Source organism: Demequina sp. NBRC 110057 (assembly GCF_002090175.1).
GTDB lineage: Bacteria > Actinomycetota > Actinomycetes > Actinomycetales > Demequinaceae > Demequina.
In genome coordinates, this window is the sequence record NZ_BBRN01000004.1 from 484,242 (window position 1) to 497,375 (window position 13,134).

Genomic DNA, 13,134 nt, shown 5'->3' on the forward strand with positions numbered 1-13,134 from the left:
CTTTGTCATACTTAGGGGTTGAACCCCGGGCATCGGCCGGACGGCCGATGCTGACCTCACCCGGGCGGGCGCGCCTCACCGCGTGCACGCCCCACCTCGCGACGGAGGACGCAGATGCGTACCGCTGACATCAGGCAGCGCTGGATCGACTACTTCGAGTCGAAGGACCACCACATCGAGCCCAGCGCCTCGTTGGTGTCGCCCGACCCGAGCCTGCTGTTCACTGTCGCAGGCATGGTGCCCTTCATCCCGTACATCATCGGCACCGAGACGTCGCCGCACCCGCGCATCGCCTCCGTCCAAAAGTGCATCCGCACCAAGGACATCGAGGAGGTCGGCAAGACCACCCGCCACGGCACGTTCTTCCAGATGCTGGGCAACTTCTCCTTCGGCGACTACTTCAAGGAGGGCGCGATCGACTTCGCGTGGGACCTCCTCACGGGACCGGAGTCCGAGGGTAAGTACGGGTTCGACCCCGAGCGCTTCTGGGTGACCATCTGGAACGAGGACCAGGAGGCGTTCAGCGCCCTCACCAACGTCGGTGTGGACCCCGAGCACATCGTGCGCCTGACGCGCGAGGAGATCTTCTGGGACACCGGCCAGCCCGGGCCGGCCGGCCCGTGCGCCGAGTGGCACTATGACCGCGGTCCCGAGTTTGGGCCCGATGCCGTGGGCGGCACGGTGGACCCCGGCGGCGACCGCTACCTCGAGATCTGGAACCTGGTCTTCGACCAGTACCTGCGCGGCGAGGGCTCCGGCAAGGACTACCCGCTCATCCGTGAGCTGGACCAGAAGGCGATCGACACCGGTGCCGGCCTTGAGCGCATCGCGTACCTCAAGCAGGGCGTCGCGAACATGTACGAGATCGACGAGGTGTTCCCCGTCATCGCGCGCACCCAGGAGCTGTCCGGCCGCGAGTACAAGGCCAACGCCGAGGACGACGTCCGCATGCGCGTCATCGCGGACCACGTGCGTTCCTCGCTCATGCTCATCAAGGACGGCGTGACTCCCGGCAACGAGGGCCGCGGCTACGTGCTGCGCCGCCTCATCCGCCGCACGGTGCGCTCGCTGCGCCTCATGGGCGTCGAGGACCCCGCGATCGAGACCCTCGTCCGCACCTCCTACGAGGCCATGCGCCCCTCCTACGCGGAGCTCGACGCGAGCATCGACAAGATCGTCAACGTCGCCGCCACCGAGGAGGATGCCTTCCGTCGCACCCTCGTCCAGGGCACCACGGTGCTCGACACCGCCGTCGCCCACGCCAAGAAGGCGGGCCGCACCAGCCTGTCGGGCGCGGACGCGTTCAAGCTTCACGACACCCTCGGCTTCCCGATCGACCTCACGCTCGAGATGGCCGCCGAGCAGGGCGTCACGGTCGACGAGGCCGGCTTCCGCTCGCTCATGACCGAGCAGAAGGAACGCGCCCGCGCGGACGCGAAGGCGAAGAAGGGCGGCCACGCTGACGTGGGCGTCTACCAGGCGCTCCAGCCCACCGTTTTCCGCGGCTACGACGAGCTCGCGCTGACCACCACCGTCGCCGCCGTCATCAAGGACGGCGTGTCCGTTCCCGTGGCGACCGCGGGGGAGACCGTCGAGATCATCCTGTCCGAGACCCCGTTCTACGCGGAGTCCGGCGGCCAGGACGCCGACACCGGCGAGATCCGCGGCGCCAACGCGACGCTGCACGTGGTCGACGTCCAGAAGCCCGTGGCCGACGTCATCGTCCACACTGTCACCGTCACCGAGGGCGAGGTCGCCGCCGGTGATCAGGTCTCGGCCGAGGTGGACCGCGTCAACCGTCACCAGGCGTCCAAGGCGCACTCGGCGACCCACCTCATCCACGCGGCGCTGCACGAGACGCTCGGCTCCGACGCCAACCAGGCCGGCTCCTACAACAAGCCCGGCTACATGCGCCTCGACTTCTCGTGGCGCAACCCCGTCACGGCCATGGCCCGCGAGGAGATCGAGGGCATCGCCAACCGCGCGATTCGGGAGGAGCTTCCCGTCGCGACCAACGTGATGAGTCTCGACGAGGCCAAGGGCCTCGGCGCGATGGCGCTGTTCGGCGAGAAGTACGGCGACCGCGTCCGCGTGGTGGAGATCGGCGGACCCTTCTCGCGCGAACTGTGCGCGGGAACTCACGTCGCCAACTCGAGCCAGATCGGCCTGCTGACGGTGACGAGCGAGGGCTCGGTCGGCTCCGGCGCGCGCCGCATCGAGGCGTTCGTGGGCGCCGACGCGTTCAACCAACTCGCGGCAGAGCGTTCCATCGTCGCCGAGCTCACCGGCACGCTCAAGGCGCGCCCCGAGGAGCTCAGCGACCGCATCGGCGGCCTGCTCGCGCGCCTCAGTGACGCCGAGAAGCAGCTCGCGCAGTACCGCCAGCAGGCGATGCAGCAGGTCGCCGGCCAGCTCGTGGACACCGCCGCCGACGTCAATGGCGTCCAGCTGGTGGCACACGAGTCGACCACGGCCGCCGACGGCGACGACCTGCGCACCCTCGTCACGGACGTCCGCACCCGCCTGGGTGACGCGAAGCCCGTGGTCGTGGCCGCATCGGCCGTCGTCAATGGCCGCCCCCAGGTGGTCATCGCGACCAACGGACCCGCGCGGGACGTCGGCGTGCGCGCCGGCGACCTCGTCAAGGTCGCGGCCCAGACCCTCGGCGGCGGTGGCGGCGGCAAGCCCGACCTCGCCCAGGGCGGTGGCCAGGACCCAGCCAAGGTGGCCGACGCCCTCGTGGCGGTCCGCGACGCGATCGAGGCCCGTGGATAGGGGCGTACGGCTCGGCGTCGATGTGGGCACTGTCCGAATCGGCGTCGCGGCGTCCGATCCCGACGGGCTGATGGCCTTCCCCGTCACCACCGTGCAGCGCGGCAAGGGCGACACGGCGGTGGCCGATGCGGTCGCCCAGCTCGCGGAGATCGTCGCCGAGCGCGGCGCCACGCAGGTCTTTGTGGGCCTGCCGCGGAAGCTCTCCGGAGCGCAGGGCACGTCCGCGGAGGACGCCCGGCTCATTGCCGGTGCGCTGTCGGAACGATGCGAGGCGGTCGTCCGTTTGGTCGACGAGCGTTTCTCGACCACCACCGCATCGGCCTCCATGAGGCAGGCGGGACGCAACGCGAAGCAGCAGCGTCAGGTGATCGACCAGGCAGCCGCGGTGGTGATCCTGGAGAGCGCGTTGGACATTGAACGACGGGGGAATCTGAGTAAGGTGACTGAGATGATCCCGCGTGAGGGTGGAAATGACTGATCTTTTTGAGGCCGAGGCAACCACGACCACGTCGCTGGACCTTCGCCGCCTGCAGCGGCAGAAGCGCCGTGCGGCACGCCGTAAGTGGACCGCCATCATCGTCGCCGTGGCGCTGGTGCTGGTCGCCGTCGCCGTCTCGGTGGCGAGCAACTTCGTGAGCGCGCTCGGCGGGGACGGCGAATCCGACGCCGTGTCCGACTACGACGGCGCGGGCCAGGGCGTCGTCCAGGTGGTCATCGAGCAGGGCGACACCGGCGCGGACATGGCGCAGACGCTGTACGAGGCAGGTGTTGTCGCCTCCCCGCAGTCGTTCACCCAGGAGTTCAACTCGCGCCCCGACGAGGCGCTGTCGATCACCGCGGGCTACTACTTCATGCAGAAGGAGATGAAGGCAGAGTTCGCGATGGACGCGCTGCTCGACCCCTCCAACCGCGACGAGCTGAAGATCACGATCCCCGAGGGTAAGGGCGTCGACGTCTACTTCCAGTCGATCGCGAACCTCACCGGCCACACCGCCGAGGAGGTGGCCGCGATCGCCGAGGACACCGACGCGCTGGGCCTGCCGGCCGAGGCCGAGGGCAACCTCGAGGGGTGGCTGTTCCCGTCGACGTACACATTCAACCCCGACGTCGAGCCGGCCGAGATGCTCTCCACGATGGTCGCCGAGACCATCAAGAAGCTCGACAAGTACGACGTGCCCGTCGAGGACCGCGAGCGGATCCTGACCGTCGCGTCGCTTGTCGAGAAGGAGGCGAAGAAGGACGAGGACCGCCCCATGATCGCGGGCGTCATCTACAACCGCCTCGACATCGACATGAAGCTGCAGTTCGACTCGACGGTGAAGTACATCGCGCCGTCCGAGGGAGTGTGGACCTCCGAGGAGGACCGCGCCATCGACTCGCCGTACAACACGTACATGTACACGGGCCTGCCTCCCACGCCCATCGCCGCTCCCGGCGAGGCCTCCATCGAGGCGGCCGTCAACCCGGCGGAGCACGACTACACGTACTTCGTGACGGTGAACCTCGAGACCGGTGAGACGGCCTACGCCACTACCCTCGACGAGCACCTGAAGAACGTCGAGATCCTCAACAAGTGGGTGGCGGAGAACCAGTCCTCCGACGACGAGGAGTAGGCGTGGCCGATGCGGCTGCCGGCCCCACCGGGGCCGGCGCCTCACGGCGTGCGGGCGTGCTGGGTCACCCCATCACGCACTCGCTGTCGCCGGCGCTGCACGGCGCCGCCTATGGCGCGCTGGGGCTCGACTGGACGTATGACGCGTACGACGTCACCGAGGAGTCGCTGACGTCGTTCGTGTCGGCGCTCGACGGCACGTGGGGCGGGCTGTCGCTGACGATGCCGCTCAAGGTGGCGGCGATGCCGTTGGTCGAGTTCATCGAGCCGATGGCCAAGCTGGTGGGCGCCATCAACACCGTGCTGGTGCAACGCGTGGGCCCTCGCCTGCAGCTGGTGGGCGCCAACACCGACGTCCACGGAGTGGTCGCTGCGCTTGCCGAGGGCGGGGTTGCTGCCGCAACGGAGGGAGTCGTGATCGGCGGGGGAGCGACGGCCACGTCGGCCCTCGCGGCGCTCGGGCGCATCGGCGTCACCCGTCCCGTCGTCGTGGTGCGCAACCGCGCCCGAGCCGGCGGCCTCATGCGTGCGGCGACAAAGATGGGCGTCGAGCCGCGCTTCGTGTCCTTCGAGGACGCTCCCCACTACCTGGCCGATGCGGAGGCCGTCGTGTCGACGGTTCCGGCCGAAGCCGGGGCGAGTGTGGCATCGGCCATGTCCCGGGTACGCCCCGGGGCGGCACTGCTCGATGCCGTGTACTCGCCGCTCGTGACGCCGCTGGGAGCCGCGTGGCGCGACGCCGGCGGCACCTTCGTCCCTGGCACACGCATGTTGCTGCACCAGGCGGGGGAGCAGGTGCGGCTCATGACCGGGCGTGAGGCTCCGCTCGAGGCCATGGAACGGGTGCTGCCCGCAACCTGACCGGATGTCGGAATCGTCACACTTGCTTCCGGGCTCAAGGTGGAGCCGATATACGTTGACGAGGGGTAGACATTGGCAACCGTACGGGGCGAGGAAAACGCGTGAAGCAGCTGGGAACAATCCTGATGGAGGACGGCGTCCTCACCGAGGAGCAGTTGCTTGACGCGATCGACGAGCAGCGGGAGCGCGGGCAGTCGCTCGGTCGCACGCTTGTCGAGCTCGGGCTGATTTCCGAGGGCCAGCTGGTGCGGGCCCTCGCGTCGCAGGTCGGCATGGATTTCGTGGAGCTCACGGACTTCCCGGTGGACCGCGCTGCCGTCGCGATGGTGCCCGACACCGTGTGCAGGCGCCACGCGGCGCTGCCGATTCAGATCGATGGCGACATCCTGAAGATCGCGATGTCGAATCCCGGCAACGTGGTGGCCGTCGATGACATCCGGACCATCACCAGGATGCAGGTGCTCCCGGTTGTGGCCGCCCACGACGACGTGCTCACGGCGATCGACCGCTACTGCAGGTCGGACGCTGAGCTGAACGAGCTTCAGGGCGCGATCACCGACGAGGACGAGGCCGTCGACCTCAACAACATGGGTTCGGTCATCGAGGACGACGCGCCCATCGTGCGCTTCGTCAACCTGCTCATCACGCAGGCGATCCAGGACCGTGCGTCCGATATCCACATCGAGCCCGCCGAGAAGGACGTGCTCGTCCGGTACCGCATCGATGGCGTCCTTCACGAGATGCAGCGGGCGCCGAAGGCGATCCAGAACGGCGTCATCTCCCGCATCAAGATCATGGCGGACATCGACATCGCCGAGCGCCGCAAGCCCCAGGACGGCCGTCTCTCCGTCAATCACAACGGCAAGAAGGTCGACCTCCGCGTCGCGACCCTTCCCACGGTGTGGGGCGAGAAGATCGTCATGCGTATTCTCGACAACTCGACGGCGTCGATGGACCTGATGGACCTTGGCATCCGCGAGGACAACCTCGAGATGTACAAGCAGTCGTACCAGAAGCCCTACGGCATGATCCTGGTGACGGGGCCAACGGGTTCGGGTAAGTCGACCACGCTGTACGCGACGCTGAACCAGGTCGCTCGTCCCGAGATCAACGTCATCACCGTCGAGGATCCGGTCGAGTACCGGATTCCAGGCATCAACCAGGTGCAGGTGAACCCCAAGGCGGGCCTCACGTTCGCCGCCGCGCTGCGGTCCATCCTGCGCGCGGACCCCGATGTGGTGCTGCTCGGTGAGATCCGTGACGGCGAGACCGCACAGATCGCCATCGAGGCGGCGCTCACCGGCCACCTGGTGCTGTCGACGCTGCACACCAACGATGCCCCGTCCGCCATCACGCGACTCATCGAGATGGACATCGAGCCCTTCCTCGTCGGTTCCGCGGTGGACTGCGTCGTGGCCCAGCGACTCGCGCGTCGCCTGTGCTCCAACTGCAAGGAGGAGTACACGCCGTCTCTTCCCGAGGTGGAGCGGTTCGGATGGACCGATGCCGAGCACCTGCCGACGCTGTGGCGGCCCACGGGGTGTGCGCGTTGCTCGCACACGGGCTACCGAGGGCGCCTGGCGTTGCACGAGATCATGCCGGTATCCGAGGAGATTGAGCGGCTCGCGGTGGCCCGTGCGTCTTCGGCGGAGATCGCGCGTGCGGCCAAGGACGCGGGCATGGAGGTGCTCCTGTCCGACGGCTGGGTCAAGGCGCAGCAGGGGCTCACCTCGACGGAGGAACTGCTGCGCGTCGTCAAGTGAGACGAAAAGGCGCTCAAGTGACAAATTCCACTGCCGATATAGCTGGCAGGTCATAGACCAGAACTGACCGCGGTCCTAGTATTGCGGCTGTCACCTCCGGGTGACGTATGAGGGGAAACGATGGCTGAGGACTTCACGCCTGGTGCTGCGGCTTTCATGCCGGAGCCCAGGCCAGATGCGACGCCTGCGCAGCGCGCCTTCGCTGATGAGGCGGCTGCGGCAGGTCTGAACGTCGGCGGTGTGCCGGCGGCTGCTGGCGTACCCACCCAGCAGTTCGCGCCGCAGGCACCGCGTGTGCCGTCCCAGCAGTTCTCGCAGCCGTCGCCCGTGACCGGGCAGGTTCCGCAGCGCCCCACGACGGGTGCGATTCCGCAGCGCCAGTCCACCGGCGCGTTTGGCCAGGCTCCCGCTCAGGGCGCTCCTGGTCAGGTACCCGGTGCTGTCGCCCCGGGAGCCGCACCGAGCGCACGACCGGCGGCCCAGCCGCCGCAGGTGCCCTCCGCCTCCCGGCCCGCCGCTGTTAGCCCCAGCGCGAATGCGGTCACCGGGGGAGTGGCGCCTCGCCGCCTTGGCATGTCGAACGAGAAGTCCGACGGTGACCTCGACCTCGCCGCGGCGCTGCGCGCGATGCTCGCCGCGGGAGCATCGGACCTTCACCTCAGCGCCGGTTCGCCGCCGATGATCCGCGTCGACGGTGGGCTCAAGGCCATCGAGGGCACGGAGAAGCTTGTCCCGGACGGCATCCAGAAGGCGATCTTCAGCATCATTACGCAGAAGCAGCGCGAGACGTTCGATGAGCACCTCGAGCTCGACTTCTCGTACTCGCTGATCGGTGAGGCCCGCTTCCGCGTCAACATTTACCGCCAGCGCAACGCGATCGGCGCCGCGTTCCGTGTCATTCCTTACGAGATCAAGCCGCTCGAGGCGCTCGGTGTTCCCGCCACGGTGGCGAACTTCGCAGGCATGCCCCGTGGGCTCGTGCTCGTCACCGGCCCGACTGGTTCGGGCAAGTCGACCACGCTTGCGTCGCTGATCGACCTCATCAACCGCAACCGTGCCGACCACATCATGACGGTCGAGGACCCCATCGAGTTCCTCCACCGCCACAAGACCTCGCTGATCAACCAGCGCGAGGTCGGCACCGACACCAAGTCGTTCGCCAACGCGTTGAAGCACGTGCTACGCCAGGACCCCGACGTGATCCTCATCGGCGAGATGCGTGACCTGGAGACCATCCAGGTGGCGCTCACGGCGGCCGAGACCGGTCACCTTGTCTTCGGAACGCTGCACACGCAGGACACGGCGCAGACGATCTCGCGCATCATCGATGTGTTCCCGCCAGAGCAGCAGGCGCAGGTGCAGACGCAGCTGGGCTCGGCGCTCCAGGGTGTGGTGTGTCAGAACCTCATCAAGCGCAACGACGGCCCCGGCCGCGCGGTCGCGACCGAGGTCATGGTGGCGACGCCCGCCATCCGCAACCTGATTCGTGAGGGAAAGACGCACCAGATCTACTCGATGCTGCAGGCAGGCTCGCGTCAGGGCATGCACACGATGGACCAGCACCTTGCGGAACTCGTGAAGGCCGGCAGGATCTCGTATGAGGCGGGCGCCGAGGCGTGCCACCACTACGAGGACTTCAACCGCCTGTGTGGGCGCCAGATGCCTGGACAGGTGCAGTGATGGCGACCGAGGCAAAGAAGTACGATTACGCCGTCCGCGACACCCACGGCAAGATCCAGAAGGGTTCCATCGAGGCGCCGAGTGAGGCAGCGGTCGCGAGCCGCCTGAAGGACATGGGCCTGGCGCCCGTGTCCATCACCGAGGCGAAGACCGGCGGGCTGAACGCCGAGATCAAGATCCCTGGCCTGAGCGACAGGATCAAGCTCAAGGACATCGCCATCATGTCGCGCCAGCTGGCCACGATGATCGGCGCCGGACTGTCGCTGCTGCGTGCCCTCACCATCCTGGGTGAGCAGACGGAAAACCCCGCGCTGGCCAAGGTGATCCAGTCGGTGCGTGCCGACGTCGAGGCCGGTGTGTCGCTCTCGACGGCGATGAGCAAGCACGAGACCTTCCCGCCGCTCATGGTGAACATGGTGCGCGCCGGTGAGGTCGGCGGATTCCTCGACACCGTGCTGGAGTCGGTGGCACAAAACTTCGAGGCCGACGTGAAGCTGCGCGGCAAGGTGAAGTCCGCGATGACCTACCCCGTCGTGGTGTTCATCATCGCGATCCTCGCCGTCATCGGCATGCTGCTCTTCATCGTCCCCGTGTTCGCCGGCATGTTCGACTCGCTTGGCGGCGAGCTGCCGTTCCTGACCAAGATCCTGGTCGTGATGTCCGACGTACTGAAGATCGGCATCGTCCCGCTGATCATCGGCATCGGCGTGGCCGTCTACCTGTGGAACAAGAACAAGAACAAGGTGAGCTTCCGCGAGAAGGTCGAGCCGATGTACCTCAAGGCCCCGGTCTTTGGTCCTCTCGTGCAGAAGATTGCCGTGGCACGCTTTACCCGCAACCTTGGCGCCATGCTGCGCGCAGGTGTGCCGATTCTTCAGTCACTGGACATCGTGGGGCAGACCTCGGGAAACATCGTCATCGAGAAAGCGTCGAAGGATGTGCGGGAGTCGGTGCGTACCGGCAACTCGCTCGCCAAGCCGCTCGCGCAGCACGAGGTGTTCCCGCCCATGGTGGTGCAGATGATGGCGGTTGGTGAGGATACGGGCGCGCTCGACAACATGCTCGACAAGATCGCAGATTTTTATGACGACGAGGTCGAGGCCACCACCGAACAGCTGACCTCGCTCATCGAGCCCCTGATGATCGCCGTCCTCGGCGGCATTGTCGGATTCATGGTGATCGCTCTGTACATGCCGATCTTCGGAGTGTTTGAGCTCATCCAATAACAGACTTCCCCGTGCCCGCCTTGCTGAGGGGGACGGTGAAGGAACTCCCTCGGGAGTTCTTACCCATAGATAAGAAAACGAACAGTAAAGGAGAGCGACATGATCGCTCGCGTTCAGAAGCGTCTCGCAGAGGACAAGGAGCAGGGCTTCACCCTGATCGAGCTCCTCGTCGTCATGATCATCATCGGAATCCTTGCCGCGATCGCCATCCCGATCTTCCTCTCGCAGCGTGCGAAGGCTGAGGACTCGGCGGCCAAGGCCGACGTGTCGACCCTGGGTAAGGAGATCGCGACCTATTGGGTGGACGGTTCGGCGGCGCCCACGGTCGAAGAGGGTGGCACCGAGGAGGAGCCCACCTACACGATCAACGACGAAATGGTGAGCAACCGTTCTGACAACACCGAGCTCGGCGGGTACTCGGGTGCCACGGCCACCGACTGGTGCGTGTGGGTGTTCAACGACGAGGGTGATGTGGCCGCGACGGATGGCGGCGGTGGCTACAGCTACTCCGCTGAGGGCGGTCTTCAGGATGGACCTTGCGCAGCGGCGCCTGCTGGTGGCGGTGACGACGACTAAGTCCTTATCTGCGTAACGTAGATAGTTTTGCTTGTGGTGGGGGCTAGGCACGTCCTGGCCCCCACCTCAGCTGAAATTGGATTGGGTGCATCACGACATGAATCGAAGTCGTCGGAGTCTGCTGAGTGCGCGTGACGAAGGCTTCACGCTCGTTGAGCTGATTGTGGCGATGTTCGTCATTGCGGTCGTCCTCCTCGCCATCCTCGGCGTGCAGACCTCGGCACTGGTCACGAACGCCAATTCCAACGCGCGTCAGCAGGCCACCTCGCTCGCCAACGGTGCCATGGAGCAGATGCGTGCGCTGCCGTGGAACGTGTTGAGCAAGGGAATGGCGTACAACTTCGTCTCCGCCGCAGGCGGTGATCCTTACGTGAGTGCCGGCACCACGTTCGACGTCGATCCGGATGATGACGTCGCCGCGCGCACCCTAGTCGTGGCCCAGGCGGGTAGTAATGGCACCAACGGCTCTCAGGACCTCTCGTCTCCGTGGCCGCCCCTGTACACAGCGTCCGGGTCCAACAAACTCGTGAACGAGGACACCGAGGGCCGGGGGACCGAGTTCGAGATGCGCACCTATGTCACCGAGGCGCCCGAGGATTCGAGCGGCGCGGCGGTCGGCATTGTGGTGGTCGTGACGTGGGGTTCCCTGGACGACGGCGATACCGAGACGACGACGTTGTATTCGACGGCATATGCGCCTTCTGGCGGCTGCGGCGACCTCAACAACGCGCCGTTCCTGGCCTCTTGCCAGGCGCTCTTTTACTCGCAGTCCTCTTCGGGCAGCGTGATGTTTGCGGCGACCGCCTCCGAGGTTCCCGCCACCGAGGAGGACCCTTCGGGCGGAGTCAGCCTCCCGCTGGTCCCGGGAGCCTCCTACTTCTCACTACAGGCGTCGACCGCGACCGCCTCCGCCCGCGCCGCGGGCCAGCAGTTCGCGACGGTCGACGGCTATGCGCAGAACGGCGGCGTCATCCACGACGACGACGTCGCGGCGACGGAGCCCTCCGAGCGTGGTTGGACCACGGGCTTCGGGGCAACGTCGTTGCGTGCCTCCAACGACACCGTGACTGCGGGCGCGGCGCCGGCCGACCCGAGTGACGTCTCTACCCACGGTGACTATGCCTTGACATCGGTCACGGGCACCGGTGGCTGGACACTGAACGCGCGCGCCGACGACACCCGCGATGGTGCGCTGCGTGCCTCCACGCTGCGCGCCTGCTCGATTGGTGTGGGCGCTTCACAGGTACCCGCGTCACAGCCGTGTTCCGCTTCCGCGATCGATCGGTCCTCGGCTCGCTCGTCGTATGTCGATCTCTCATCGGCTGGCGGGACGATGACGCTTGGCGAGGTGCGCTTCGACTCGGGCGTGTCCAAGGAGACCGCCTGGTCGTCTCGTTTCGTCGAGGGTCTCGCTGGGAATGCGAACACGGGGTGCCAGGTCCTGAGCGGCGCGGGCTGCACGTCTGCCGGTGCCTCTCGTTCGATCGCATCCGTCGTGGCAGGCAAGGCGCCCTGGGATGACGGTGCCGCGGCGTCGGGCCTGGTGGAGATCGCCGACTACTCCGATCTTGTGATGGTGCAGCGTGGGACCAGCCAGGCGGCCGCCGCGCCCACGATCGCCAGGAGCGCGACGCTGCGCTACTGGACTGAGTCGGGATACGTGACGCAGGCCGTGACAGCCACGACGTCGGGTACGTGGTCCGTGGCGCCCGTGACGTGGACATCGTCGGCCGGTACGGTGACCGCAAGCGGCGAGGTGACGGTCAGCGCACAGCGGGTCAAGGCCGAGGGAGCGGACCCGCTGTGCAGCGAGGAGGCCTGCGCCGTGAGTGCCGGTTCTGGGGGCATCGTCGTCTCGATGCAGTACCTCGTGACGCCCACCGCAGGCGATCCCTACGTGCTCAGCCTGTCGACCACCGTCAACGGCATCACCGCGAGCGCGTCGTACAAGGAGCCCGAGAATGCCGGCTAGGCGACCGGGCCGCGACGCCGAGGCCGGGTACACGCTGACCGAGCTGCTCATCGCGATGGCGATCTTCTCCGGGTTGATGGTGATGATCTTCTCGCTGATGATCACGATGATGCATCAGGCAGAAGACAACCTGGGTCGCACCCGGGCCGTCGAGCAGGCGCGACTCGGTATCTCGCAGATCGACCGCCAGATTCGCAGCGGCAACGTCATCATCGACCCGGCGAGCGACGGGCTCACCGAGTCGGGCGTCGCACAGAACTACTCGCTGCGGGTCTTTACCCAGGAGAACGGCGAAGACAAGTGCGTGCAGTGGAGGGTCGCCTTCCCCTCTGCGTCAGCACGCTTCGGCGACCTCGAGTACCGGGAGTGGGACGCCGGCGACCCCACGACCGCCACGACCTGGTCCGTCGTGGCGAGCAACGTGGTGCGCCCCTCAGTTTCGCCGGTCGATGCGAATGTCGAGGAGTCCTGGCCGCCCTTCTGGACGGACCCGAGGCTCCCCACCGGCACCCGCGCCCAGAACGTGCGCATCACCCTTCGACTCAGCGACCCCTCCGCCAACGAGGACGCGAAGCCTGCTTCCGTGACATCTGTCGTGACCGGACGCAACACCGTCTTCGGCTACTCTCCCGACTACTGCTCGGCCATTCCGGCCCCGTGAGGTGAATC

The 13,134-nt window shown here is 66.9% G+C and carries 10 protein-coding genes; all 10 read left to right on the forward strand.

Annotated elements, in window-relative coordinates; translation table 11 throughout:
- Positions 1 to 114 precede the first annotated feature (114 nt).
- The 10 genes from alaS (at position 115) to B7K26_RS07260 (ending at position 13,126) form a co-directional block, all read left to right on the forward strand.
- Positions 115 to 2,775, forward strand: coding sequence for an alanine--tRNA ligase (alaS, locus tag B7K26_RS07215; protein WP_084078231.1), 2,661 nt, complete (start codon positions 115 to 117; stop codon positions 2,773 to 2,775).
- Positions 2,768 to 3,253: a Holliday junction resolvase RuvX gene (ruvX, locus tag B7K26_RS07220; protein WP_084078232.1), complete on the forward strand. Its 486-nt coding sequence runs from the start codon at positions 2,768 to 2,770 to the stop codon at positions 3,251 to 3,253. The genes alaS and ruvX overlap by 8 nt, the downstream gene beginning before the upstream one ends.
- Positions 3,246 to 4,388: an endolytic transglycosylase MltG gene (mltG, locus tag B7K26_RS07225; protein WP_084078233.1), complete on the forward strand. Its 1,143-nt coding sequence runs from the start codon at positions 3,246 to 3,248 to the stop codon at positions 4,386 to 4,388. Before ruvX ends, mltG begins: the two co-directional genes overlap by 8 nt.
- A gap of 2 nt (positions 4,389 to 4,390) precedes the next feature.
- Complete coding sequence (locus tag B7K26_RS07230; RefSeq protein WP_084078234.1) at positions 4,391 to 5,248, forward strand: shikimate dehydrogenase; 858 nt, start codon at positions 4,391 to 4,393, stop codon at positions 5,246 to 5,248.
- Between the two features lie 101 nt (positions 5,249 to 5,349).
- Positions 5,350 to 7,011: a GspE/PulE family protein gene (locus B7K26_RS07235; protein WP_084078235.1), complete on the forward strand. Its 1,662-nt coding sequence runs from the start codon at positions 5,350 to 5,352 to the stop codon at positions 7,009 to 7,011.
- A 120-nt stretch (positions 7,012 to 7,131) separates the two neighbouring features.
- Positions 7,132 to 8,691 (forward strand): type IV pilus twitching motility protein PilT, encoded by a 1,560-nt coding sequence (locus B7K26_RS07240; protein ID WP_304441438.1) that lies wholly within the window; start codon positions 7,132 to 7,134, stop codon positions 8,689 to 8,691.
- Positions 8,691 to 9,917 (forward strand): type II secretion system F family protein, encoded by a 1,227-nt coding sequence (locus tag B7K26_RS07245; RefSeq protein ID WP_084078236.1) that lies wholly within the window; start codon positions 8,691 to 8,693, stop codon positions 9,915 to 9,917. Before B7K26_RS07240 ends, B7K26_RS07245 begins: the two co-directional genes overlap by 1 nt.
- A gap of 99 nt (positions 9,918 to 10,016) precedes the next feature.
- Positions 10,017 to 10,493: a type II secretion system protein gene (locus B7K26_RS07250; protein ID WP_084078237.1), complete on the forward strand. Its 477-nt coding sequence runs from the start codon at positions 10,017 to 10,019 to the stop codon at positions 10,491 to 10,493.
- A 97-nt stretch (positions 10,494 to 10,590) separates the two neighbouring features.
- Positions 10,591 to 12,465 (forward strand): prepilin-type N-terminal cleavage/methylation domain-containing protein, encoded by a 1,875-nt coding sequence (locus B7K26_RS07255; RefSeq protein ID WP_084078238.1) that lies wholly within the window; start codon positions 10,591 to 10,593, stop codon positions 12,463 to 12,465.
- The gene (locus B7K26_RS07260; protein WP_084078239.1) at positions 12,455 to 13,126 is read left to right on the forward strand and encodes a type II secretion system protein J; all 672 of its coding nucleotides are present in this window, start codon (positions 12,455 to 12,457) and stop codon (positions 13,124 to 13,126) included. Before B7K26_RS07255 ends, B7K26_RS07260 begins: the two co-directional genes overlap by 11 nt.
- The last annotated feature ends 8 nt before the right edge of the window (positions 13,127 to 13,134 follow it).